This window comes from Halomonas sp. DN3, from assembly GCF_024137905.1.
Lineage (GTDB): Bacteria > Pseudomonadota > Gammaproteobacteria > Pseudomonadales > Halomonadaceae > Halomonas > Halomonas litopenaei.
In genome coordinates this window covers 3527961-3554116 of the sequence record NZ_CP099965.1, presented here as the reverse complement: position 1 = coordinate 3554116, position 26156 = coordinate 3527961, and the positions used below count along the sequence as shown (strand labels likewise).

The window sequence follows — 26156 nt, the reverse complement described above, 5'->3', positions numbered from 1 at the left end:
CGGTGGACTGCCCACCAACAACGCCTTGCTGCGGATTCCGGTGCAGCAGCAGGCGAGGATAGCGGTCGGGCCGAAACGCAAAGCGCCCCGTTCATGGACGGGGCGCTTTTCCTTCATTCGGGTCAGTGGCTAGAAACGATAGCTCAGGGTAGCGCTGACGCTGCGCTCGGCGCCGAAGTAGCATAATTCGAGCGAGTTGCAGGAGGCCACGTAGTCCTCGTCCAGCAGGTTGCTGACGTTGAGGCGGCCGCTGACGTTGGTCAGTCCGACCTGGCTGAAGTCGTAGCCCAGGGTGGCGTCGACCAGGGTGTAGTCCGGGACCGACTTGGTGTTGTCGCGGTCGGCCTGGATATCGGCGTGGTAGCGCACCCCGAGGCCGGTGTTGAGTCCGGCCAGCGGTCCCTTGAGGAAGTCGTAGTAGCCCCATACCGAGGCGATGTGCTTGGGCGAGTAGATGGCGTCGTTGCCTTCCTCGCTGGGATCATCGCTTTCGGCGTAGGTGATGTCGGTGTAGGCGTAGCCGGCCTGGAAGCTCAGCTCCTCGGTGAGCTGAGTGCGCGCCTCAAGCTCGATCCCCTGGGATTCGATCTCGCCCACGGCACGATACGGATCGGTGGGCTGCTCCTTGGTGGCCACGTTTTCCTGGGTGATATGGAACAGGGCGATGGAGTACTGGTCCTGGGTACCCAACGGCTGGTACTTGAGCCCGGTTTCCAGCTGCTCGCCCTCCATCGGCTCGAGCAGATCGCCGGAGGCATCGACGAAGCTGGTCGGGGTGAAGGCGGTCGAGTAGCTGGCGTAGGGCGAGACGCCGTTGTCGAAGGCGTAGAGCAGGCCAGCGCGGCCGCTGAACTGGGTTTCGTCGAGATCCGAGCTGTCGCCGCTATCGAGGTTGGTGTTCTCGATGTCGACCCAGTCGTAGCGGCCACCCAGGGTCAGGTGCCAGCGATCCCAGCTGATCTGGTCCTGCAGATAGGCGCCGGCCTGGTCGAGTTCGTGCTTCTCGCGGGTGATCACGACGATATCGCCGATGGGGCCGGCACCGTAGCTCGGGTTGAAGGCGTCGATGTTGGGGAAGGTGCCTCTGGACCAGACCACGTCGTTCTCGCGGGTCTGGTAGTCGAGCCCGGTCAGCACCCGGTGCTCGAAGCCGCCGGTGGAAAAGTTGGCTTCGAGCTGGTTGTCCACGGTCCAGGCCTCGAGGTCTTCGTCGGCGCCGGAGTAGCGGCGGTTGAGCTCGGTGTCGTTGGCCCAGCCGTAGGCGAAGACCTGGTCCATCTCGACGTCGGATTCCAGATACTTGAGCTTCTGGCGAGCGGTGATGCCGTTGCCGAAACGGTGCTCCAGCTCATAGCCCAGCAGGGTCTGGTCGCGCTCGAAGTTGTCGTAGTCGTCCTCGCCCTCGAAGAAGGTGTTGTCGATATGCCCGCCGGCATGGCTGGTCACCGTGCCGTCGTAGGGCAGACCGGCGTGATAGCCGCCTTCGGGCTCACGCGAGACATAGGCATTGAGGTTGAGGGTGGTGGCGTCGGTGATGTCCCAGGTCAGCGACGGCGCGATGGCGTAGCTCTCTTCCTCGACCTGATCGAACTGGGTATCCGAGGAGCGGGCGATGCCGGTCAGGCGGAAGGCGGCACGCTGGCCTTCGTCGACACTGCCGGTGACATCGAAGGCGGCGCGCTGCTGGTCATTGTTGCCGAAGCCGACCTGCACCTCGCCGGTGGGGCTGTCGCTGAACTCAGGGCGCTTGCTGGTCAGCGCGACCAGGCCGCCAGGGGAGGCGCGACCATAGAGCACCGAGGCCGGTCCCTTTACCACCTCGATGCTTTCGAGCATCCAGGGGTCGACCTTCAGCGAGCTGAAGCTGTTGGTGTCGCCCATCAGCTTGAGGCCGTCGAGGAAGGTATTGCTCAGGCTGCCGTCGGAGAAGCCCCGCAGTACCAGATAGTCGTAGCGGTTGGACGACCCGAGTTGGTTGGTATAGACCCCGGGGGTGTAGTCCAGCGCCCGCTGCACCGTCTGGGCACCACGTCGCTCGATCTGCTCGGCGCTGACCGTCGAGGTGGCCTGGGGCGTCTCGAGGAAGGGCGTATCGGTCTTGGTGGCGGCCTGGCCGGTGACCGTCATGGTGCCCAGTTCGGTATTGGTGGAGGTGCCGGCATTGACGGCATTGTCACTGAGGGTGGTCTGGGCCAGTGCGGCGGAGGACACGCTGGCCGCCAGCAGCGCCGGGCCAGCTTTCAAGGCGAAAGGTTTCAGGGCGAAAGGCGTCAGCGCGAAGGGCAGGGTCGAGGTGATACGCATGTAGTCGCTTACCATTGGGAGCAGGGAATGGCGCCACGGGGTAGGCACCTGAACAAAGCGGTCATGTTTCGGTAATGCGAATTATTACATTTTGCGAGTGGGCCTGTTTATGCGCGGCGCCAAGAACCTTATGCGGGGTGACAGGACCTGCGCCGATAATGAAACCTCAGTAGCCAAGTGCGATCGGCGTAGCGAGTGCTAGGCGCTGTCCGAAAAGTCGACGAGCGAAGGTTAGACAAGGCAAAAATCGGTGAGAAAGCGCAGTTTACGGGGTGTAAATGAGCATGTTGATCCGATTTGTAACGCCGTATTACCGAGCGCAGGCACTTTTCAGACAAGCCCTAGCTGATGTAGTGGATCCAGTCACCGACGAAGCACCGCCCGACGGCTGGGTGCCGTTGCGGTGTACTGTATCCAGTTGAGGTCTCGGGGAGAGAGGTGCCCAGGGGGGCTGGGCGAAGGGCGAACGTCCTGGAAGCGTCTAGCCAACGTCGCGGGGTGAGACCCCGAAGCGCCGCCGAAAGGCGGTGGAAAAGTTGGAGGCGTGGCTGTAGCCGCTCTCGAAGGCTGCCTGTTGCACGCTGGCGCCCTGGGCCAGCAGCTCGTGGGCCAGGGTCAGCCTGCGTTCTCGCAGGTAGTCGAAGACCGAAACGCCGAACAGGCGCTGGAACTTGGCGCGCAGGCCCGAGGCGCTCATGGACGCCATCGCCGCCAGCTGCTCCAGGCAGTAGGACTCGGCGGGAAAGTCGTGCAGCCGCTGGCGGATCCGCTCCAGCCGCTGGCGCTCCGGCAGGGGCAGGTCACCGCGCTGGCGCGGGCCGGGATGTCGCAGGCCGTGGGCCAGCAGTTGCAGGCCGATGGCCTCCATCAATAGCTGGCGCTGGCCGGGGGAAGGCTGCGGCATGACCGCCTGTTCGAGCATCGGCGCCAGATAGCCCGGCAGTGGCCAGACGTGCAGATGAGGACGCGGGGCGTCGAGCAGTTCGGTGATGTCCGGGCGCTGGCTCAACGAGGCGATCGCGGCCTGGTCCAGCGACAGGTTCAGGGTGCGCAACCGCTGCCCCTCATCCTGATGCACGCGCAGGGAAACCTGATCGGCGAGCCGGGCGCTCAGTGCGCTGCCGGCGGTGAGTCGCTGTCGCCGTCCTCCGGTGTCGACCACGATGGCGCCTTCCATCACCACGCACACAAACAGCGGCGAGGCCATGGTGGAGCAGGAGTCGTAGGGCTTGAGCACCTCGACATCGGAAAAGGTCAGATGCCAGCCGCTGCGCACCTCTTCCTCGATGACGCGGCCTCTGAGGATTTCCAGGTGGTGGGCCACCGCCGGGAAGCGGGCACCGTCGAAGCGGTAGTCGATGCCGTGGCGCTGGCCGAAGCGCAGAAAGTCCCGCGCGCGGATGACCCGGGTATCACCAAGTCCCGCGGCGGCCCCGGCCAACGGGCGCGAGCGAGGCTGATCACCACTCGACTCGCAGGCTTGCGCGTGGCTTGCAGCGGTCATCTTCAGCTTGCGACCAGGCGGCGGGCTTCGCCGCGGGAGGGGAAGGTCTGCACTACTGCCCCGGTGCTCTGGGGCATCGCTGTGGTCCTGGTCTGCCTGGTCTTGTTGCTGGTCGTATTGCTGGTCTTGCTGCTGGTCGTGTTGCTCGCCTTGGCAACGACGGCATCATCCAGCGGGCAGTTGCCGCAGCAGCCGAAGTCCTCCAGCCGATAGCGCAGGCAGCACAGCCGCCGGGTGCGCTGGGTCTCGCCGTGTTCGTCGGGCAGGTAGCGCACCGGCATGAACAGGGGATTGCGCCGGCCATCCGGGTAGACCCGGTGGTCGATCAGGCGCAGTGCCTCGTCGCCGAGCCCTGGTGAGGCCATGGGGTGGTGCACGGCGGCCCTGGCAAAGTACTCGAAGTAGTTGCCGAAGTTGCTCCAGAACACCTTGGGGGAGGCCCCGGAGACGCAGCCCAGCATGTCGACCAGCGGTGCCACATGCCCCTGCAGCAGGCGTTCGAAGCGCTCGAAGGCGTCGAGTGACCCCAGCGGGGTGCCTTCGTGGGGCAGGGCGATGCCAGTCGTCTGGCCGCTGTCGCTGATATACAGGCCCATCTGATCCAGCGCTACCGGCAGGTCGCGCTCCAGCAGCAGGTTGGAGGCCAGGGTATGGGCGGCCATCGCGCTGAAATGCCACTTGGACCAGAGCGAGGCCACCGCCTTGAGGTCATCGCCCTGGTACTGGGCGGCGAAGCGCTCGAGCAATTCGTCCAGCACGCCAGGTTCGAGCAGACGCTCGGTAGGCATGGCGTCGTCGGGTAGCTCGGCCGCGACGGTGGGTACGGCAAGGTGTTCCAGGGGACCGCAATACAGACGAGGCAGCGCTGATGTCATGGGGTGTCCTGCAGGCCGGAGGCTTGAGGTCATAAGACCAACGGTGGACACCATAAATTAAATGCGAATTGTTATCAAGAATATTGCCGATAGCCGGCGTCGATCGATTGAATGCTGGCGGCCCGCCAGACCTGGCTGGGGCTGGGCCCCTTTTCGATATCCGAGCACATGTCGATCCGTTCAAGCGTGAGGGTGTGGCAATGGACGACCAGCTCACCGCTCGCTTCCCCGACATTGCCCCTGCCATCGCCCTCGCCGGGCTGGCGCCAGCGCCAGATCTGTCGGCGGTATTGCTGGGCGTTGTGGCTGTCGTTGTATGTGTGCTGGCCGGGCATCTCTTGCGGGTCCAGGGCGTTGTCCTCCACCAGCGCCAGTTCGACGCAGGGCAGGGCCGAGTCCCTGGCCAGCCACTGGAGCGCGGCGACCTCGGCGCACTGCTGGGCCGGGGTCAGATGGGAGGCTCCGCGATAGCCGGGCAGAAAGCGCTGCCCCTGCGCCTCGGCTTGCAGCATCGGCAGGGCCTGGTCGGGCTCGATACGCCCGTACTTGCGCACCGGTGACAGCAGGATGATGCTCGCGGCGAAGCGGCAACCGCCCAGGTGGCTGCTCTCCCACACGTCGAAGGGCAGGCGATGCTCCTCCACGGCGCGGGCCAGCGCCTTGTAGCTGCGATAGCCGTAGCGCGCGCAGCACTTGTCCTTCTTGCCGTGGGTGCAGCACAGCACCAGGTCGTGGTGCTGTGGTGTGGACGGCCAGCGCTCGAGATCCTCGCCTGCCGCCAGCGCCTCGACAAAGGCCAGCAGTGCACTGCGGTCGAGCTGGAGACGCCGACGCTCCGGCATCAGGATCACCTCGTGGACCTCGGCAGGTTGATCACGACGATGGATCAGATTGACCCGGCGACCGCTGGCGGCCAGGGCGTCGAGTTGTGCCACCAGATCGGGGGCCATGTCGCTGGCGTGGCGCAGGTTGCGCTGCCACCTGGCCCGGGGCCAGCTGATCAAGAGGTTGCGCTCGGCGTGGGCGCCGCTGCCGGGCAGCGGATCCCCGGCTTCGCGAGACAGGTCGGTGCAGAAGACGTGGTTCATGGCCTCGGCCCTGACATTGTCGAAGGATGTCTTGCCTGAGTGTGCGGCACCGGCGACTCGGCGGTTGGTCCCTGCTGCGCCGTCTGTGATTCACGGCGCCCCAGCAAAGGTACGCACAGCGGCTTGCCGCTTTCAGGGTCGATCATGACGTGGGCGTCCAGGTCGAAGACGCGCTTCAGATTATCGGCGGTGAACACCTCTCGCGGCGCGCCGCTGGTGAGGATGCGGCCGTCACGCAGCATCACCAGCTCGTCGGCGTAGGCGGCGGCCAGGTTGAGGTCGTGCAGCACCAAAAGCAGGGTGCGCCCCTGGTCGTGGGCCAGACCCGAGAGCAACTCCAGCAGGTCCACCTGGACCTTGAGGTCAAGAAAGGTGGTGGGCTCATCGAGCAGGATCAGGTCGGTCTGCTGGGCCAGCACCATGGCGATCCAGCAGCGCTGGCGCTGTCCGCCGGACAGGGTGTCGACGTGGCGCTCGGCGAACTCGGTGACTCGGGTGTAGGCCATCGCCTGCTTGACCACCTCGGCGTCGCCACGGGCATCGCGTTGCCACAGGCGCTGGTGGGGAAAGCGTCCCATCGCCACCAGCTGTCGCACGCTCAGCCCCTCCGGTGCCGTCGGCCCCTGGGGCAGCAGCCCCAGATGCTGGGCGACCTCGCGGGTGGAGCGACGGTGGATATCCTGACCGTCGAGCAGCACCTGGCCGCCCTGGGGCTTCAAGGTGCGTGCCAGGGTCTTCAGCAGGGTCGACTTGCCGCTGCCGTTGGGACCGAGCAGCACCGTCAGCTTGCCTGGCGCCACCGCGATATCCACCCCGTCCAGTACCAGCCGTTCCTCGTAGCTGACCTTGAGAGAATGCCCCGCCAATGGATGGTCAAGCGCGGACGCCGCGGTCGATCCATCTGACGACACGCCTGACGATGCATCGGACCGGTGTCGGGGTGCCGCGCTGGACGAGGGTGTGGTCGGCAAAGAAGGCTGAGATGAGGTCATGCAAGGCCCGCCTGGGGTGTGTGGCAGCAGCACGGTATGACAAAAAATTCTCATTTTCAATCCGGCCAAGCCCGTATCGGCGCGGTTTGTCGGCATGGCGCGCGGCGTTTTAGCACAGTGCGTTGTTAGCTTATGCCGAACGAATGGTTCGCATTTCGTAGACAGCGGGAAAGCGATTAATTAGGATAATCGTTCTCATTTGTATGTGAGATGGCAATAAACGACGCAATGCGGCATCGAGGCTTCGGTAAGGTGCGGCCGTTCGGGAAGGTGGCGAATTGCATCGCCACAGCTCGCCGGGAGCGGCAGCACGGGGCAGGGACGACGTCCGAGAGCAACGTCCTGGCGTGAGGGACTCGCCAGACCTCGAGTCAGCGTTTGCGCGATCATTCGATTTAGCAAAAGGAACGATGCACGACATGAAACGTCATGCTCTCTGGCCCACCGTTTCACTGCTTGGCCTGGTGGCCGCACAGCAGGTCGCGGCGCAGACCTCCGTCGATACCTCTTCCTCGAACGGCGCCCGTGCCGACCAGGCCCCGACCATGGTGGTGACCGCCTCGCGGACCAATACCACCGCGGAAGATTCGCCGCAGACCGTGCGCATCATCAGCGAGGAGGAGATCGCCCAGCAGCTGGACGTGACCACCGACTCCTCCCAGATCCTGAGCAACCTGCTGCCGTCCTACTCGCCCAACCGCCAGAAGATGACCGGCAGCGGCGAGACCCTGAGGGGCCGCACACCGCTGTTTCTGATCGACGGCATTCCCCAGTCGAATCCGCTGCGTCCGACCGGTCGTGAGGCCCACACCATCGACTTCTCCCAGGTGGAGCAGATCGAGGTGATCCAGGGCGCCAACGCCACCAACGGCGTCGGCGCAGCCGGCGGGGTGATCAATATCATCACCAAGCGTCCGGAGCCGGGTTCCTTCAATCAGCACTTCGGCGTGCAGATGACCACCCCGACCAGCGAGCTGGACGAGGACACCCTGAGCTACAAGACCGACTACGGCTTCAGCGGCAACAAGGGCAACGTCGACTACCTGTTTGGTCTGAGCTACGAGGACCAGGGGCTGTACCTGGACGCCAAGGACGACCCGGTCGGTGTCGACAACACCCAGGGCGACCTGATGGACTCGCGCAGCTATGACCTGCTCGGCAAGATCGCCTACTGGATCGACGATGACCAGCGCATCCAGTTCACCCTCAATCACTACGACATCGAAGGTCACAACGACTACGTCAGCGTGACCGGCGATCGCGACGCCGGCATTCCGACCACCTCCGTGCGTGGCACGCCCGAGGGCGACGCTCCCTTCAATGAGGTCTGGACCACCGGGCTGAGCTACGAGAACTACGACCTGGCCGGCATGCACCTTAGCGCCCAGGCCTACTATCAGGACTACGAGGCGCTGTTCGGCGCCACCGACTCCAGCAACTACCAGGATCCGGCGCTGGCGCCGGTAGGCACCTACTACGACCAGAGTTCGGTCAAGACCGAGAAGTTCGGCACCAAGGTCTCGCTGACCAAGGACGACCTGTGGGATGACCGGCTCAAGCTGACCGGTGGCTTCGATACGCTGTTCGACGAGACCGAGCAGTACCTGTATCAGAGCAACCGCACCTATGCACCGCCCGCCGAATATACCGACCTGTCGCCATTCTTCCAGGCCGAACTGCAGCCGATCGACTCGTTGCTGCTGTCCGCCGGGGTGCGCTACGAGTACGCCGAGCTGGATATCGACGACTATCAGACGGTGTGGGCCAACAATGGCGTCGACGTCGAGGGCGGCTCGCGTGACTTCGATGAGACGCTCTACAACGTCGGCGCGGTGTGGAAGCCGGTCGATCGCGTCAGCCTGTTCGCCAACTACTCCGAAGGCTTCTCGATCCCTGATGTTGGTCGCGCCCTGCGTGACATTGACGACCCTGGGAAATCAGTAGATGACTTTGATAATTTGCGCCCGATTGTCACCGAGAACGTCGAGACCGGTGTGCGCTTCGAAGGGGATCGCCTGTCGGCAGAGCTGAGCTACTACGAGTCCACCTCCGACTTCGGAAGTCGACTGTCCGAAGAAGACGGCGTCTTTATCATGAATCGCGAGAAGACCCAGATCACCGGTATCGAGGCCTCGGTGGACTATGCCTTTACCGAGCGCCACTCCGGTCGCCTGGCCTATTCCCACATGACGGGACTCTCGGACACCGATAACGATGGCGATCTCGACACCGAACTTGGTGGCCTTGATGTGTCGCCGGATCGACTGATCGGTAGCTGGTCCGCCAACTGGACCGACAAGGTGTCCACCTTCGTCCAGGCCAACTACGCCTTTGACGAGACCTTCGATGACGACTGGAGGGAGTTCGACGGCTATCTGCTGGTGGACGCGGCGGTGGGCTATCAACTGCCTACCGGCAAGCTGAATGTCGGCGTTTCCAACCTGCTCGACGAGGACTACATCACCTACTACTCCCAGAGCGCGCTGGAGAACGACGACCGTTACTTCGCCGGTCGTGGTCGTACCCTGACGGTAGGGTATAGCGTCGACTTCTAAAGGCCGCGGTTCGTAAGCACTGCTACTGGAAAGCGCCGCTGCTGTAGAGCGCCGCTGCTGGAAAGCGCTGCTATTTGGCTGACCCGGACCGCCGCCAGGACGGCGGCGGTCCACGCGGACGGGCCGTGGTGCCGCTCCGATGACACCAGGCAACGTCTGACGCTGTTTTCAGACCATCTCCAGAATCAGTTTCCAGATCAACGACTTCATAACATCGTATGCCATAACAACGTACGCAATAACAACCACGCCATAACAACACCCCTTCGCCAAGTGACTAGCCAGGAAAGCGCGGTTTCCCCTGACGAAAGGCGTCGATGATTCGACGTCCGGGGAAGCAAAACAAGGAAGGAATCCTTGCGGAGGTTGCCTATGCAATTCCCCCCATCTACTCGCATCCCTGGCGAGATCGCTCGGCATGCCTCACAGCATGCCCTGCTCAACGGCATCATCAAGGAAGTGGCGATCCCCCACGACCTGTTGCGCCACCACTGGCCCGCCAACCGGCGTGGCCTGCCAACGAGCCTCCAGGGCCTGCCATTGCAGGTCGCCTGGTCGTCTTCGTTGACCCTGTTCGTGCTGGTCGATCGCCACTCGGCGATGGGCTGCCATCAGGTTGTGTCGCCGCTGTATCTGCGCCGCAGCCTCGATCAGGCCTGGCGGCTGGCCGATACCGGCGAGCTGGTAACGGCCCTGCTGGAAGATGGCCCCTGGCGCGAGGCCAGCCCCAACCCCGAGTTCGGCGACCAGGTGCTGCAGAGCCAGGCGGTGATGGCCTCCATCATCGAGGACGCTCGGCGACGCCCCCATGACCCGCTCAAGGACTACGCCGCCAGCGAACAGGGACTGTGGTTCGGCCATCCCAATCACCCCACCCCCAAGGCCAGGCAGTGGCCGCAAGGCTTGAAGGGGCAGGGCAGGGACTGCTCCCCCGAGTTTGGTCAGGGTACCCGCTTGCACCAGTTCTCGTTTCCGGCGCAAGGGCTACGGATCGCCTGCAATGGCCTGGAGCCCGGTGAGGTGCTCAGCCAGGCCGCCGACCAGAGCGCGGAGCCCGAGGCCGGGCGGGTGGTGCTGGCCATGCACCCGGTCCAGGCCGAGCTGTTTCGCCAGGCGCCGGATGTCGCCGCGCGGATCAACGGCGGCTGCATCCGCGACCTGGGCAGAAGCGGCCCGCTGGCGCTGTCCACTGCCTCGATGCGTACCTGGTATGCGCCTGAGCATCCCTGGTTCATCAAGGGCTCGCTCAATGTGCGCATCACCAACTGCGTGCGCAAGAACGCCTGGTACGAGCTCGAGAGCACCCTGGTGATCGATCGCATCATGGGACGCTTGATCGACAGTGAAGACCCGGCGCTCGAGACCCTCGAACTGGCCCGGGAGCCCGCCACCCTGCACTGGGCCCCGCAGGATGCTGACGACGACCAGCGCCGCTGGTTCCGTGAGCAGACCGGGGTCATCCTGCGCGAGAACTTCTGTCGGCGTTTTGGCGCCGAGCGCTGCCTGCTGGCGGCGACGGTATTCGCGCGTGACACCGACCTTGAGCCGATGGCGCCAACGCTGGTGGCGCGCGCGAGTTCGCCTGCATCCGCTGCTGGTAGCGGCGCTCCCGCCGACGATGTGCCCGAACACAGGGTCGTCGACTGGTACAAGGCCTATCTTGGCGCCCTGGTCGAGCCGGTGCTGGCGCTCTATTTCCGTCATGGCATCGTGGTCGAGCCGCATCTGCAGAACTGTGTACTGATCCATGACCAGGGCTGGCCCCGTCGCGTACTGCTGCGCGACTTCGAAGGCGTCAAGCTGACCGAGGATCAGGGCCTTGACTGGCTCGCCGGCGAGACGCTGGATGAGCGCGTGCGCGAGTCGATGACCTACAGTCGCGACAAGGGCTGGAAGCGCATCGCCTACTGCCTGCTGGTCAATCACCTGGCCGAGGCGATCCTGGCGTTGAGCTGTCGCCGCCCGGCCCTGGCCGAGTGTCTGTGGGCGGCCACCGGGGAGGAGCTTTCGCGGGTCAGGCAACGGCTCGGGGTGGCCACGCCCGAGCTCGATGTGCTGCTCGCTGGCGGTGACTTGCCGTGCAAGACCAACCTCAAGCTCAGGCTGATGGCCCGGGCCGATCGTCACGCCGACTATGTGTGGCTGCCCAACCCCTGGCATCAGCTCGCGGCTGAGCGCCGGGAGGTGGCCCATGGCTAGCGTTGCTGCCTCGGGCCGGAAAGAGGCCCAGCGGCTGCCGCCAGCGGTGCGGCAGGCGATACGTTGCCACCAGGCCGAAGCGCAAGATCCCATCGCCGCCTTCGTCTACGACCTGGATGCGCTCGCCGCCCGGGCGCGCTCGATCAAGGCCACGCTGCCCGACGGTGTCGAGCTTTTCTACGCCATCAAGGCCAATAGCGAGGCGCCGGTCCTCGGGACCTTGGCGACCATCGTGGACGGCTTCGAGCTGTCCTCCGGTGGCGAGATCGGTCGCATGCGCGAGGCGACGAGCACGCTGCCCTGGGTGCTGTCGGGACCGGGCAAACTCGACACGGAGATGGCGTTGGCCATGGACGAGGGCATCGAGGCCTTTCACGTGGAGAGCCTTGGCGAGATCGCGCGGCTTGAGCGACTCGCCGCGGCCAGGGGACGCCACCAGGCGGTGCTGATCCGCATCAATCCGACCCTGCCCGAGGCGCTGTCGAGTCGTCTGCGCATGGCCGGTACCGCCACCCCCTTCGGCATCGACGAAGCCAGGCTTGGCGAGGCGGTGGCAGCTGTGGACGCCGCTGGCCATCTCACCCTGGTCGGCTTTCATATCCACGCCATGTCCCACCAGACGAGCGTGGCGCGCCACCAGGCGTTGCTGGACGGCTACCTGGCGCGCTGGCCCGAATGGCGAGCGCTTGCCGCCTCGCCCGCCAGGGTCACCCAGCTCAATGTCGGGGGTGGCATCGGCGTCGACTACATGGCGCCGTTCGAACCCGAGCGTCAGTTCAACTGGCAGGCGCTGTGCGCCCATCTGGACGCGCGACTCAAGGCGATGGCTCAGGCCCCGCGGGTGCGCTTCGAGATCGGCCGTTTCCTTAGTGCCTTCTGTGGCTACTACGCCATCGAGGTGCTGGACACCAAGCACAGCCATGGTCAGGGCTTCGTCGTCTGTCGTGGCGGTACCCACCAGTTCCGGCTGCCCGCGGCCCAGGGCCACGACCACCCGGTCATCCACCTGCCGAGCGGGGAGCGCGGCGAAGCGTCGTCCGGCGAGAAGCGACCCTGGACGGTGGTGGGGCAGCTATGTACGCCCAAGGACGTGCTGGGGCGCGATCGACTGCTTGGCGACGTCGCCCCGGGGGATCTTCTGGTGCTGCCGCTGGCCGGGGCCTACGGCTACAACATCTCCCACGCCGACTTCCTGTGCCACCCAAGGCCGCCGCAGATCTTCATTGGCGCCGACAGGGCGTCACCCGACACCGCACGCTGAGGTTATTCATGTCATCACCTTCTTACGTTGCCGAGCCCGCGACGGGGTCCGCTGACGCCGTCGCAGACGTCGCCGCGCCTCGAGTTGCCCCCTGTGTTGCTCCCGGTGCTGTTCCCGCTGCCGTACCCTTTGCCAGTTCAGCCGACTGGCGTCATCGGTCGCGCATCGAGCGGCGGGTCATCGGCCAATTGCTGCAGACCCTGCTGTACGAAGACGTGCTCGAGTATCGCTGCGAGCACCTGGCCCCGCCTGAGGGTGAAGGGCAGGGGCGTGAAACCACCTTCGTCGTCTCGCTGGGGGTGCGCGACTATCGGGTGCGAGGCTGGCTGTGCCACAGCTTCTCGCTGATTCGCCTCGATCATCAGAGTCTGGCTGTTGCATCGACACAGGCGTCGGCTCGGGCGCCGACAAAGGCGCCGGCTCTGGCCGGACACGATGGTCGGACCCAGTCGCCGTCACTTTCGGAGTTTCTGGACGACCTGTCGTCCACACTGAGCGCCAGGGCCGAGGGAGACCTTCAAGGGCGGCTGCAGCCGGGGTTCATCAATGAGCTCAAGCAGACCCTGATCAAGGACCTGCAGTCTTCGACAGCAGCGCCCGTCACCGGTAAGAGCGCGCCCCATACGCTCGACGCCGACGCCCTGGAGCAGTACTTCACCGACGCCCACAGCTACCATCCCTGCTACAAGTCTCGTCTCGGTTTCACGCTTGGCGACAACCGTCGCTTCGGTCCCGAGTTCGGCCAGCCGCTGCGGGTGCTATGGCTGGCGCTGCCGGCGCGGCTGGCGCATCAGGGGGCTGTTCCTGGTCTCGGCGCCCTGGCGACGTTCGCGGCCATGGCCGATGCCGAGCTGGGTGAAGAGGGATCGCCGGCCAGGCAGCGTCTGGCCGAGTGGCTAGGCGAGCGTGGCCTCTCGCGCGAGCAGGCGGTGCTGCTGCCGGTGCATCCCTGGCAGTGGGAGAACGTGCTGGTCAGCGCGCTCTACCCGGAGCTTGCCAGTGGCGAGATCGTCCTGCTCGGCGAGGGCGAGACCCGCTATCGGCCGCAGCAGTCGATTCGTACCCTGGCGCCGCTGGACCATGATCGGCGCGCGTCCCCGACGCCCTATCTCAAGCTGGCGCTGGGAATCACCAACACCTCCAGCACTCGTATCCTGGCGCGCCATACCATTACCAACGGGCCCATCATCACCGCCTGGCTCAAGCAGCTTCTGGAGAGCGACGGTGGCGCCGGGGCGGCCAACGTCGTGATCCTCGGCGAGGTGGCCGGGGTTGCCCTGGACGAACGCGCCTTTGGCGGCCTGCGCCAAGACGAGGTGTACGGCCAGGCCGGCGCGCTGTGGCGTGAGCACATCGACGGCTTTCTCGCCCCCGGCGAGCAGGCGGTTCCCTTCAACGGCTTGAGCCAGTGTCTGCGCGACCCGGACGGGGCGCCCGCAGAGCCCTTCATCACCGACTGGATCGCCCGCCACGGGCGCGACGCCTGGACCCGTCAGCTGGTGAGGGTGGCGACACTGCCGATCATCCACCTGCTGTTCGCCGAAGGGGTAGGGCTTGAGTCCCACGGCCAGAATATCGTGGTGATCCATCGTGATGGCTGGCCAGTGCGAGTCGCGCTCAAGGACTTCCACGACGGGGTGCGCTTCTGTCCCTCGGCGCTGGCCCGTCCCGAGCTGGCCCCCAGCCTGGAGCCGTTACCGGCGGCCCACGCCGCGCGCAACCGCAACTCCTTTATCGTTACCGATGACCTGGCGGCGGTGCGCGACTACTCCTGCGACGCCTTCTTCTTTATTGCCCTTGCCGAGATGGCGATCTTCCTCGAGCGTCACTTCGGACTCACCGAGGGCACCTTCTGGGCCATGGTCGCCGAGGTCATCACCGCCTACCAGGACGCCCATCCAGAGCACGCCGAGCGCTATCGCCAGTTCGACGTCTTCGTCCCCGAGTGGGAAGTGGAAGCACTGACCCGCCGGCGGCTGTTCGGTGACGAGGTGCCTCAGATCAAGCGGGTGCCCAATCCCCTGGCCGTGCATGCGCCGGTGGCGCGCCCTGCGTCTGTGACCACGGGGGCGCCAGCCGCGACACAGGAGCGCACCCCATGCTGAGAACCAATCGCCTGAAACGTGCGCTAAGCGAGCAGCGCGAGGTCTACGGCGTGCTGGCCTCGTTGCCCACGGCGGCGTCGATCGAGCTGATCGCCGAGGCCGGCTTCGACTTCGTGGTGATCGACACCGAGCACGTGCTGATCAACCCGGAAACCGTCGAGCACATGATCCGCACCGCCGAGAGCTACGGCCTGACGCCGCTGGTGCGGGTCGCCGACGACAACCCCAAGACCCTGCTGCGACTGCTCGACGGCGGCGCCCAGGGCATCGTGTTGCCGAGCGTCGAAGACCCCGAGCGACTGGCCGCCGCGGTGCGTGCCTGCAAGTACGCGCCCCAGGGCACGCGCAGCCTCAACGCCGGGCGCCCCGGCGCCTTCGGCAAGCACTCCCTGGCCGAATACGTTCAAAAGGCCAACGACGAGATCCTGGTCGTTGCCATGATCGAGAGCCGGGCCGGCGTCGAACGCATCGACGAGCTGTGCGCGGTCGATGGTCTCGACCTGGTGCTGGAGGGCGCCGCCGATCTGTCCCAGTCCCTGGGCGTGAGCTGGCAGACCGCCCACCCCGAGGTGCTAAAAGCGCTTTGCCGTGTGCAGCAGCGCGCGGCGGACCACGGCCTTCCCTACGCCGCCTTTCTGCGCCATGCGGACGCCAAGGCCGAGTGGCGCGAGCGCGGTGTGCGTACCTTCCTGCTCGGCGACGAGCGGGGCATCGCCTTTCGCGCCCTGACGAGCGCCTTGAAGGAGGCACGCGCATGAGGTGCCTGTCGCTTGCTTCCGGTGCCCCTGGGTCCCGAACCCCTGTTGCCCGAACCCCGAACCCTGCTGTCGCGCCTTCGTCGGTGCCCCCGATCGTTGCAGTTGCAAGGAGAGCCCAATATGGCCTCGTTTGATTCCGTTTCTTCGCCTGTTTCTTCAGCCGTTCCTTCACCTCAGGCTTCACCCCAGGCGAGGCGCCTGGCCAGCGAGCAGATCCTTCAGTCGCTGGTCGATGGCCTGCTGGTCGAGGGGATCCTCGAGATCGACTCGCTGGCCCGTGATGACAGCGATGCCCGCTCGTTTGCCGCTGAGCTGTTTGGTGATGACACTCTGGTGGCCCACCCCGGGGCGCGATTGTGGCGCCAAGAGCGGGCCCAGGGCGCTAGCCAAAAGACCAGCCTGGTGATGCTGCTGGAGCCCGGCATCGCCCAGGACTGGCAGAGGGTGCCCGGCACGCCGGTGTTGGCTCACGATGGGGGGACTCCGTCGCCCCTGGACCCCGTGGCAGTGATGCGCCGGGTGTTCGGCGGCGATGACCAGACCCTGACGCCAGGCCAGCGCGTCTTTCTCGACGCCCTGGAGGACAGCCTGTGGCAAGCCACGGCCTCCATGGCCCATGGTGTGGACACCCGCCATCTCGCCTCCCTGGGCACCCTTGAGCACTTCACCATTCTGGAGCAGTGGGCGTCGCTGCTCGACCGGCCCTACCATCCCACCGCCAAGGCCAAACAGGGTTTAAGCGCTGCCGAGTACCGTGCCTATATGGCCGAGTTTGCCAACCCCGTCGAGCTTTACTGGGTGGCGGTAGCGCGTCACCGGCTGACCCATGGCGCAGGGGTGGGGGCACTCGCAGCCGGCGCGGCTTCGGGCGCCGATAGAGAGAGCGCCCCTTTGGAACAACCCGCAGACTGGCTGCTCGCGCCAGAGGAGCGTCAGGCACTCGCCGATGAGATGCTCGCCAAGGGAATCGCCGATAGCCACACGGCGCTGCCGGTGCACCCCTGGCAGCACGATCATGCCCTGCCGAAGTGGCTCGCCGAGGACTTTGCCGCTGGTCACTGCATCACCCTGGAGGCTAGCGCCGGGCGCTGGTGGCCGACCTCATCACTGCGCTCGCTGCTGCCGGCTGCGCCCTCATCAGACGGCGAAGCGCACAGCCTCAAGCTGCCCATGGCTATCCACTCGCTGGGGGCCTCGCGCTACCTGCCGGCGGTGAAGATGATCAATGGCGACTTGAGCGCACGGCTGCTGGAAGAAGCCCGGCAGCGCGATCCACTGCTGGAAAGCGCCCTGCACCTGTGTGACGAAGGCAAGTGGTGGGCCTACCTGCCCGAGGGCGCCAGCCTGTTCGATGAGGCCCCGCGCCACCTGAGCGCCATGGTGCGCAGCTATCCTCAGGCGCTGCTCGAGCAGGCCGGCACCCAACTGGTACCCATGGCGACCCTGGGTACGCCGCTACCGATGGTCGGGGCGTCAGGTCCAGCACGCATCAGCGCCCATCACGTCTTCGATGACTGGATGGTGCAGCGTGGCATGGAACAGGGAGCCGCGAGCGCACAGGCGCTGTTTGGCGAGCTGTGTGCGCGCTTTTTCGAGATCAACCTGCGCATGCTGAGGCTTGGCATGCTGGCGGAGGTGCACGGCCAGAACGCCGTGCTGGTGGTGCGCCAGGGTAGGGTCGAGGGACTGTTGCTGCGTGACCATGACTCGCTGCGTATCAACGTCGGCCAGCTCGAGCGTCACGGCATGCAGGATCCCTGCTACCGGATCAAGCCGGGTCACGCCAACACCCTCTACCACGACAGTCAGGAGGCGCTGTTGTTCTGGCTGCAGACCCTGGCGATCCAGGTCAATCTGCGTGCGATCATCGACACCCTGGCGGGGCACTATGGCCTTTGCCAGCGCGAGCTATGGCGAGATCTGACGGTTCAGCTCGAGGCCCAGCTCGACGCCGTGCCCTTCGATGCCGCCGAGCGCAATGTCTTGAAGTCCGCGCTGTTCGAGCGCGAGCGCTGGCCCTACAAGCGCCTGATCGCCCCGATCATCGAGCGTGCGGGCGGTCCCGGCAGCATGCCTTTTGGCGTCAGCGAGACCGTCAATCCGCTGAGGGCCTGCCAGGGGGAGCTGACGCATCAGAATGCCGAGGCAACTGCTGGTGTTGAACAGGGTGTCGGTAGCGCTGGCGCTGGCGAAGCCGACCGCCTGGGGACGCTACAGCAGGCCTGATCCTACCGTCAGCAAATGCGCGGCGGCATCGGTGAACCCCGATGCCGCCGTTTTATGTGAGCAAGACGCGGGATATTCAGCGCAGCCATTCGGGATGCTCAGCGAGCATCGCCTCGCGCCGACGAGTTTCGTCCTGCTGCTTGGCCAGGGCTTTTTCGGCCAGCTCGTCGGCCCGGTGCGGGGGCACCACGAACAGACCGTCGTCGTCACCGAGCACCAGATCGCCGGGCGCGATGGCGACGCCGTCGATGGATACCGGGGTGTTGATCTCACCCTCCAGCGACAGCGAGCGGGTGGTCAGCGGACTGGTACCCGCAGCAAACATCGGCAGAGTCAGCCGAGACAGCGTCTCCCGGTCGGTGACAGCGCCATTGGTGACGACACCAGCGAGTCCCTTGGTGAGCGCCGCGTAGGCGCGAAATTCGCCCCAGCAGGCGCGACGATGATCACCGGACACGTCGATCACCAGCACGTCACCGGGGCGTGCGAGCGTCAGCGCCTCGCGGATGATGGCGCCGTCGACATGAGGAATTCGGACCGTCAGGGCGGTGCCGACCAGGCGCACCGGACGATGCAGCGGCTCCAGCGAGGCGATGGCGCCAAAGTCACTGAAGTGGCCCAGGGTCGAGGTGGCAAGCCCGGCGAAGCGATCGATCTGCGCCTGGCTGAAGCTGTCCCTGCGTGGGGCAATGTGGAACATCGGAGCTCCTGTCGGACGTGTTGCTGAGGGGGTGCTGACCGGATCACGGCGAGGCACCTAGCACCATTACTGACGGGTGCGATAGAGCAGATAGACGAAGAAGGGCGCACCCACCGCAGAGACGAAGACCCCGGCGGGCAGGTCCTTGGGCAGAAAGGCCACGCGGCCGATCAAGTCGGCGTAGAGCACGATCAGCGCGCCACACAGCGCCGCCACCGGCACCAGCCGCGCCAGACTGCGGCCGACCAGGTGGGCCGCCAGATGGGGCGCCACCAGGCCGACGAAGCTGAGTCCTCCGGCAAACGCCACCGCCGCGCCGGCCAGTGCCACGCTGAGGGCCAGCAGGATCAGCCGGCTTCTCAGCACATCGACACCGAGCCCGACGGCCACGGCGTCGCCCAGTGCCAGGGCGTCCATATGCCGAGCCAGGCTCAGGCATAGCGGAATCGCCACCAGCAGCCAGGGCAGCAGCGACAGCACATGGCTCCACTGGGCCGCATACAGGCTGCCGGTGAGCCAGACATAGGCGTGCAGCGCCGAGGCGTCATCGCTGATCACGATCAGCAGGGTCGTCGCCGCCCCCATGGCGGCGGACAGCCCGATACCGACCAGTACCACCCGGCTGGGGTTGAGCCCTTTACGCCAGGCCAGCGCCACCACCAGCACGGTGGCCACCAGGGCGCCGCCCAGCGCCGCCAGCGGCAGCAGGTGGATGCTCAGCTGACTGGCAAAGCCTGCCAGAAACACCACCGCCGCCAGCGCCGCGCCACTGGTGATACCGATCACATCCGGCGAGGCCAGGGGATTTCTGACGATGCCCTGCAGCACCGCGCCGGCCACCGCCAGCGCCGCCCCCACCAGCACCGCCAGCAGAATGCGCGGCAGCCTCAACTCCCAGACGATAAAGCCGATGTCGCTGGCCTGGGGCGCGGCCAGGGCTTTCAGCACCTCGATGGGGGGAGTGGGGAAGCTGCCCAGCGACAGCGACAGGCCTGCGCTTGCCACCAGCGCAAGCGCCAGCAGCGCCACCAGGCGGCGATAGCGCCGGTTGGCCCGATCTGGTGTATGGCCTTGTGCATGGCCCGGTGTTTGGCCCTGTGTCTGGTGCTGTGTGGCGGATTCGGCGTTGGCGCCAGACAAGCTGCTCATGCGGATACCTGCTTCTTGCGGGCCAGATAGATAAAGAAGGGCGTGCCGATCAGCGCGGTCATGACGCCGACCGGGATCTCCTGGGGCGCCATCAGAAAGCGCGAGGCGATATCGGCGACCAGCAGCAGCGTGGCTCCGAGCAGCGCACAGGCCGGCAGCAGCCAGCGATGGTCGATGCCGACCAGGCCGCGGGCCATGTGTGGCACGATCAAGCCGACGAAGCCGATCATCCCGGCCAGCGCCACCGAGCTGCCGGCCAGCAGGATCACGCATAGACCCAGGGCAAGCTTCAGGGTGCCGGCGCGCATGCCAAGGCCGGTGACCATGTCATCGCCCAGCAGCAGGGCGTTGGCCTGACGGGCGAGGGCCGCCGTGATCGCAAGGGCCAGGGCAAACAGCGGCAACAGTGGCACCACCAGTTCAAGCTCACGCCCGGAGACCGAGCCCGCCAGCCAGTACAGCACGCTCTCGAAGCTCTGCTGGTCGATGATCAACAGGCCCTGACTGAAGGACACGAACATCGCCGTCACCGCCACCCCGGCGAGCACGACCCGAAGCGGTGACAGCTCGCCGCGCCGGCCACGGCTGAGCGCTACCACGGCGAGTGCGGCCACCAGCGCGCCGAGCAAGGCCGCCCACACATACTGACCGGGGGTGTGCAGTGGCAGCAGCGATACCGCCACCACCACAAAGAACATGGCGCCGGCGTTGATGCCGAGGATGCTTGGCGAGGCCAGCGGGTTGCGCGTCATGGTCTGCATCAGCGCACCGGCCACCGCCAGGCTGGCACCGGTCAGGGTGGCGATCACCGCCCGGGGCAGGCGTTCGCTGAGGATGACGATATGGCTAACCCTGCCACCGTCATAGTCGGTGACGGCCTCAAGGGCGGTCAGCGGCGTGATCTCGGTGGTGCCGAGGATCACGCTGGCGCCAAAGGCCGCCAGCAGCAGCAGGGTACCGAGGATCAGTCCGGCGGCCCGGGTCGAGGTGCGTTTCAGCATCAGGCCGCACCCTCGTCTGTTGTTGGCGACGGCTCTTTAATAGCTGAAGGCTCTTCCCCCAGCGCGCAGGAAGGAGAGAGCGCCTGAGGCGCCAGGCCGTAGTGGCGATAGAGGTCATCGAGCATCGCGTTTGCGGCGAGGATGCCGCCGCCCATGATCCAGTTGACCGTGTCCACCTCGTACACTCGGTCGGCGCGGGTCGCGGTCAGCCGCTGCCATAGCGGGTGGGCGGTCCAGTGGCGGTAGGTGTTTTCGATCGCCGGGTCGTCTTCCAGCAGCACGAAGATGACGTCGGCGTCCAGCGCGGGGATGTTCTCCTCGCTGGTCAACTTCATGCCCCAGCCTTGGTCTGCGGCGGCGTCAGGCTGGCGGAAGCCCAGCTCCTCCAGGATGCTGCCGGCGAAGCCGGAGGAATACAGACGCACGTGGTCGCTCTTGAAGCGTACCACCGCGGCCTTCTGCGGCCAGGCGTCACCCAGTGTCGTGGCGATTTTCGCGCGCAGATCCGCTACCCGGTCGTCCCAGCAGGCCAGCAGTTGTTCGGCCCTGGCCTCGCGCCCGGTCGCCGCCGCCACCAGCGTGAGCGAGGCCTTGAAGTCAGACACCGTGGACGAGAACCGCGTCGGTGCGATCTGCTCGAGCAGCGGGCGTACCCGTTCGTGACGAAAGCGGGTGGCGACGATCACTCCGGGATCAAGCCAGGCCACCTTCTCCAGGTTGGGCTGGGTCTCCAGGCCCACGTGCTCGACGCCATCGAGCGCCTCGCGCAGGTAGCGATAGGTAGGCTTCTCCATCCAGGCATCGACCACCCCGATGGGCGTTACCCCCAGCGCCACGGCGCTGTCCGTGGCCCCCTGATACAGCGTGACCAGGCGTGGCGTCGAAGCCGAGGAGACTGCCAGAGCAGCGGCCGCCGAGACCGCGCTTACTTCAGACCTTACATCAGCCCTTGTATCAGCCCTTGCGTCAGTCCTGATGTCGGCCTCGGCAGTGCCTGTAAATAACAGCATCCCGGCGAGCAGGGCGAGTGCCACAAAGGCCAGCACGCCGGCGAACAGCCCGAGCACCAGCAACAGACTGCGCAGCACTGAGGGTGCCTGCCGAGGCTGGGACCGGGAGCGGTGCGGCGGCTCGGGTGGCATGTGCGATGAAAATGGCGAGCGCGAGCCTGGTGAGGGTTGCGACGGCGGTCGCAGCGATGGCGTGAACGTCATGGGGATGATCCTTCACCTGTATTGGCGTGTCTGGCGCCCCGACGAGCGGCCGATTTCTCGCCCCAGCGCCCAGGCCAGCGGTAGGCACAGCAGGGCAATGGCGGCCAGGGCGATAAAGGTCTCGTGCAGGGCCTGGGCGCTGGCCTCGGTGGCACTCACGCCAGCGGCGGTGACGCCACTGACGCGGGTGTCGTAGTAAAGCGAGAGCGCCACCAGACCCAGCGAGGCGATCAACCGCCTCGCCATATTGTTCATGGCCGAAGCCTGGGCCATGTCCCGGTCGGGCAGGGCGCGCATGCCCACGGTGGTGGAGGGCAGATAGCCGCAAGCCAGGCCAATGCCACGCGTCACCATCCACAGCCCCACTACCCAGGCTGGCGTCGCCGACGACATCAGCGCGAGCCCGGCCAGACTGACAGCGGTCAGCACAAGGCCGGCGAGCAGGCACCACTGGGGCGGGTGGCGGTCGATCATCCGCCCGGCGATGGGCGAGGACAGCGACGCCATCAGGGCCGTGGCCAGAAACACAAGCCCCGTGGTCAGCGGACTCGCCCCGAGCACCTGGTGCATCCACAGCGGCACCAGCAGCACGCAGCCGAACAGGATGATGGACTGCAGGCAGGCCAGGACGACGCTCAGGCGAAAGGCGCGGTGTCCAAACAGCGACAGCGACAGTAGAGGCGCCGGGGCTCCCTGGGCTGCTGTGGGGTCGGCTTTCCGTTCCTGCATTCGCCCCGCCTTGCACTCCATACCCCGTTCGACCACCACGAACCCTGCCAGGGCGGCAAGTCCGAGCCCCAGGGGGACGAGCGCCGAGGGTGTGAGCAGTTCGGCCAGACTGTCGATTCGGCTTAGCGAAAACAGCACCGCGCCCATGCCGAGGGTGATCAGCAAAAAGCCCGGCAGGTCGAAGCGCCTGGCACGGTTGGGCGCCTCCCGATGGAGGCAGCGCCAGCCGACCACCAGCCCCAGCAGCGCAAAGGGCAGGTTCATGACGAACAGCGCCCGCCAGTGGCTGACTTCCAGCAGCAGGCCGCCGACGCTAGGGCCGATGGCCGGCGCGATCATCACCGCAAACCCCCAGATGCCGCTGACGCGGCCACGCTGCTCGGGCGGATAGGCGGCAAAGATCAGCGCCAGCGACAGCGGCATCATCAGCCCCGCCGCCATGCCCTGGACGCCCCGAGCGATGATGATGCTGTCTAGACTGTCGGCCATGGCGCCAAGGCCAGAACCGGCGATAAAACCGATCAGCCCCAGCAGATAGATCACCCGCCGGCCGAAGCGGTCGGCCAGATAGCCGGTCAGCGGCATGGTCATGGCCATGCTGATCATGAACAGGGTGATGACCCAGTTCACCTGGCTGGCGCTGGCATCGAAGGTCGCCATCAGCTCCGCCACCGCCAGGTTCAGCGCACTGTTGTTGAGGCTGACGGTAAAGGTGCCCAACAACACGCTGACCAGCACCCAGGCACCTCCGGCGTGGGCCTTCGACGACTCATCACAAGACAGCTCAGCACCCCGCGAGGCAGGGACCTTGGTAAGCGTATTGGTGGGCCGGGCCTGGAACATGAACCGTCTCACAGTCCTGGAAAGCGGAAATGCGGAGGGCCAAGAGCATGCCACGACGCAAAAGCAAATGCAATTCATTATCAAATGAGAGAAGAGAGGAATATTCCCCGAAGTCGTCGCGCCAGGTGAGCGACGCCACCAGCCTGAAACCATAAGCGCCGGACCTGAAATGGCCCGGCGCTTGGTGGGGATGGAAATTCCCAGGACGAATATTAGAAGTCCATGGTCCAGCCAAGGGTAAAGGTCCGTCCCCGACCCTGATAGTCGTACAGGTACTCCGGACCGTAGTAGGGCGAGTAGAACATTGCCGCTCGCTGTCCCCAGACGGTGGAATATTCCTCGTCGAGCAGGTTGTCGATGCCCAGCGTCAGACGGCCGATATCGATATCCTGGGCCAGCGCCAGGTCCACCGTGGTGTAGCCGTCGATCTGGCGGTCATCGTCATCTTCCAGGTTATGGGCATGGTTGGCCTGCAGGCGAGCGCTGCGACCTGCCGCCATGTCCTGCCAACCGACGAAGGCCGTGGCGGAGGACAGCGACGCATAGCGGGCGTCACGCTTTTCCCAGCTGCCGTTCTCGTCTTCCTGCTCCGAGCGCACCAGGTGCAGGGTGCCGCCGACCTCGAAGCCGCCGTCCAGGAAGCGGGTCACCGCCGCCTCGAGGCCGTAGTCGCGCTTGTTTTCCTCGACCACGCTGACCGACAGGTCTTCGGCATTTTCCACCGCCTTGTCGGACCAGGCGTAGTAGATCGCCGCCTGGGTGCTCCAGTCGGCGTCATTGAAGCGCCAGCCGAGTTCCACCTGGTCTGTCTTGATGGCGTCCAGCGGGTTGTCGTCGACGCTGACATCGGCGCTCTTGCCGTAGTACTTGGCCGGGTCCGGCAGCTCAAAGCCCTGGCTGAACTGGATCCAGTTCTGGTGGCCGTTGCCGTAATCGTAGAGGGCGCTTGCGTTGACCAGGGTGGCGTCATAGTCATTCTCGCCACCCGGTACGCCGTTGAAGTCATCGACCTCGACGTCCATATGCTGCTGGCGCACACCTGCTGACAAGGTCAGGCCATCGGTGACCCGCCAGTCGCCCTGGGCGAAGCCGGCGTAGCCGTCGATCTCGTAGCTTGGATAGCGCGGGCCGATCTCGCGCTCTTCCTGGGTGAGACCGCCACTGGCATTCGAGGTGGCGATGTCGAAGTACATCTGGTCGGCGTCGAAGGACTCACGGTCCATGTCGAGGCCATAGGTCAGCGAGATGCGATCGCCCAGCTCGGCATCGAACAGCGCCTTGATACCGCCCAGATCGGTGTCCTGCTTGGAGGCGCGGAATTCGACGCCCTGAGTGGTGGCGTAGGGGAAGGCATTGAAGCTTGCCTCTTCTTCCCGATAGAACGCCTGCAGGTAGAAGTCCTGACCCAGCAGGTCGGCGTGGTGGTACTGCAGGTTGACCATGCGACGATCCGTCTCGGGATCGCGATCCGACGAATAGCCGTCGCGGATCTCGGCGCCTTCCAGATTGCCTAGCGCCAGGTTGGGGAAGTAGAGCCCACGGTCACCCTCATAGGCCGAGCGGTATAGCTGAGCGCCAAGCGTCAGCGTCTGCTCGGCGCTGAGTGCCAGATCGACGCTACCCATGATGTCGATGGAGCGATTGTCCTGCAGGTCGGTCTGGGCGATGTCCGGGAAGATCTCGTCGCCACGCCCGTCATAAAAGCGGCCATTGTCCTGATAGGCCACCGCCAGACGACCCTGAACACGCTCGCTGCCGCCACTGATCGACTGGGCCAGACGGAAGTCGGCGTCGTCACTGTCATTGAAGCCGCTGGTGACGCTCGTCGCGGTGGAAAAGTGGCGACCGGGGCCGTCACCTTTCTTCGTCACGATATTGATGATGCCACCGGTGGCGCCACCGCCATAAAGACTACTGGCGCCGGACAGCACCTCGACGCGCTCGATGTTGAACGGGTCGATGGCGTCGAACTGGCGCGACAGGCCCCGGGAGCTGTTCAACGAGACGCCGTCGATCAGTACCTGCACGCTGCGGCCACGCATGTTCTGGCCATAGTTGGTGCGTCCCTGGGGCGCAAGATCCAGCCCCGGTACCAACCGGCCCAGCGCGGTCTTGAGGTCCGCGCCCGTCGCAATCTGGGTCTCCAGCTGCTGCTGATCCACCACCCACACCGCACCGGGGATCTCGCTGATCGACTTCGGCGTGCGCGAGCCGACCACCACCATGGTCTCCTGGGACTGGACGGCTGCCTCGTCGGTGCCTTGCTGATCGGCGCCAACCGCCTGCGCCCAGCTAAGCGACGGAGCAGCGGCCAGCAGCAAGAGGCCTGCACCGAGGGAAAGTGACGCTGACGAGGGAGAGCCGCCATATGACGTGACGCCGGTGATTGGCGAAGTAGCAAGGGGACGCGGGCGTGTGTGGATCTGAATCGGAATCTGGGAAGGCATGGAATGATCGCTTGGCTAGTGTTGACCGGCTTGCCGAGACGAGCCGATGGGACAGTGCGGACCGGGCTTCTGGCGGCCCGTCTCGCGCCACCTGCCGAGGGAGCTGCGTGTTGCCCGTGGGGCAGGTGTGCAGCTTCGGCAGCGGCAAGCAATATAGCGAATTGTGAAAATAATGCGAAGCGTTCGTATTCAATTTTAAGATTTGT

Annotated in this window: 17 protein-coding genes; 6 read left to right on the top strand and 11 right to left on the bottom strand. The window is 65.6% G+C overall.

The genetic code is table 11. The annotated features are described in order from the left end of the window. Window positions 1-129: 129 nt before the first annotated feature. The 5 genes from NKF27_RS15295 to NKF27_RS15275 all read right to left on the bottom strand — a co-directional run bounded on the left by NKF27_RS15295 (window position 130) and on the right by NKF27_RS15275 (window position 6637). Window positions 130-2127 carry a TonB-dependent siderophore receptor gene (locus tag NKF27_RS15295; RefSeq protein ID WP_253556487.1) on the bottom strand — a complete coding sequence of 666 codons (1998 nt, stop codon included), beginning with the start codon at window positions 2125-2127 and terminating at the stop codon, window positions 130-132. A 658-nt stretch (window positions 2128-2785) separates the two neighbouring features. Beyond that, on the bottom strand, window positions 2786-3808 hold the full coding sequence (locus NKF27_RS15290; RefSeq protein WP_253552948.1) for an AraC family transcriptional regulator: 1023 nt from the start codon (window positions 3806-3808) through the stop codon (window positions 2786-2788). A gap of 2 nt (window positions 3809-3810) precedes the next feature. Continuing rightward, on the bottom strand, window positions 3811-4683 hold the full coding sequence (fhuF, locus tag NKF27_RS15285) for a siderophore-iron reductase FhuF (RefSeq protein ID WP_253552946.1): 873 nt from the start codon (window positions 4681-4683) through the stop codon (window positions 3811-3813). Between the two features lie 74 nt (window positions 4684-4757). Continuing rightward, window positions 4758-5771, bottom strand: a complete 1014-nt coding sequence (locus tag NKF27_RS15280) for a sucrase ferredoxin (RefSeq protein ID WP_253552944.1) — start codon at window positions 5769-5771, stop codon at window positions 4758-4760. Then, the gene (locus NKF27_RS15275) at window positions 5768-6637 is read right to left on the bottom strand and encodes an ABC transporter ATP-binding protein (RefSeq protein ID WP_253552942.1); all 870 of its coding nucleotides are present in this window, start codon (window positions 6635-6637) and stop codon (window positions 5768-5770) included. Before NKF27_RS15275 ends, NKF27_RS15280 begins: the two co-directional genes overlap by 4 nt. A gap of 545 nt (window positions 6638-7182) precedes the next feature. On the opposite strand from NKF27_RS15275, the gene NKF27_RS15270 reads away from it, so the two are divergent. From NKF27_RS15270 to NKF27_RS15245, 6 genes are all read left to right on the top strand, one after another. Further along, window positions 7183-9318, top strand: a complete 2136-nt coding sequence (locus NKF27_RS15270; protein WP_253552940.1) for a TonB-dependent receptor — start codon at window positions 7183-7185, stop codon at window positions 9316-9318. A 372-nt stretch (window positions 9319-9690) separates the two neighbouring features. Continuing rightward, entirely contained in the window at window positions 9691-11517 is a 1827-nt protein-coding gene (locus NKF27_RS15265; protein ID WP_253552938.1) for an IucA/IucC family siderophore biosynthesis protein, read from the top strand. Then, window positions 11510-12778, top strand: coding sequence for a type III PLP-dependent enzyme (locus NKF27_RS15260; protein WP_253552936.1), 1269 nt, complete (start codon window positions 11510-11512; stop codon window positions 12776-12778). Before NKF27_RS15265 ends, NKF27_RS15260 begins: the two co-directional genes overlap by 8 nt. Before the next feature lie 8 nt (window positions 12779-12786). Further along, complete coding sequence (locus tag NKF27_RS15255) at window positions 12787-14883, top strand: IucA/IucC family siderophore biosynthesis protein (RefSeq protein WP_253552928.1); 2097 nt, start codon at window positions 12787-12789, stop codon at window positions 14881-14883. Continuing rightward, a complete protein-coding gene (locus NKF27_RS15250; protein WP_253552926.1) occupies window positions 14877-15641 on the top strand; it encodes an HpcH/HpaI aldolase/citrate lyase family protein in 765 nt (254 codons plus the stop codon). Before NKF27_RS15255 ends, NKF27_RS15250 begins: the two co-directional genes overlap by 7 nt. Before the next feature lie 120 nt (window positions 15642-15761). Further along, complete coding sequence (locus NKF27_RS15245; protein ID WP_253552924.1) at window positions 15762-17867, top strand: IucA/IucC family protein; 2106 nt, start codon at window positions 15762-15764, stop codon at window positions 17865-17867. A gap of 76 nt (window positions 17868-17943) precedes the next feature. On the opposite strand, the gene NKF27_RS15240 is transcribed toward NKF27_RS15245, so the two are convergent. The 6 genes from NKF27_RS15240 to NKF27_RS15215 all read right to left on the bottom strand — a co-directional run bounded on the left by NKF27_RS15240 (window position 17944) and on the right by NKF27_RS15215 (window position 25950). Beyond that, window positions 17944-18567, bottom strand: a complete 624-nt coding sequence (locus NKF27_RS15240) for an RraA family protein (protein WP_253552922.1) — start codon at window positions 18565-18567, stop codon at window positions 17944-17946. A gap of 66 nt (window positions 18568-18633) precedes the next feature. Next, window positions 18634-19716, bottom strand: coding sequence for an iron ABC transporter permease (locus NKF27_RS15235; protein ID WP_253552920.1), 1083 nt, complete (start codon window positions 19714-19716; stop codon window positions 18634-18636). After that, the gene (locus NKF27_RS15230) at window positions 19713-20717 is read right to left on the bottom strand and encodes an iron ABC transporter permease (protein ID WP_253552918.1); all 1005 of its coding nucleotides are present in this window, start codon (window positions 20715-20717) and stop codon (window positions 19713-19715) included. Before NKF27_RS15230 ends, NKF27_RS15235 begins: the two co-directional genes overlap by 4 nt. Next, a complete protein-coding gene (locus NKF27_RS15225; protein WP_253552916.1) occupies window positions 20717-21805 on the bottom strand; it encodes an ABC transporter substrate-binding protein in 1089 nt (362 codons plus the stop codon). The genes NKF27_RS15230 and NKF27_RS15225 overlap by 1 nt, the downstream gene beginning before the upstream one ends. Window positions 21806-21943: 138 nt before the next feature. After that, entirely contained in the window at window positions 21944-23503 is a 1560-nt protein-coding gene (locus NKF27_RS15220; protein WP_253552914.1) for an MFS transporter, read from the bottom strand. A 212-nt stretch (window positions 23504-23715) separates the two neighbouring features. After that, window positions 23716-25950: a TonB-dependent receptor gene (locus tag NKF27_RS15215; RefSeq protein WP_253552912.1), complete on the bottom strand. Its 2235-nt coding sequence runs from the start codon at window positions 25948-25950 to the stop codon at window positions 23716-23718. Between the last annotated feature and the right edge of the window lie 206 nt (window positions 25951-26156).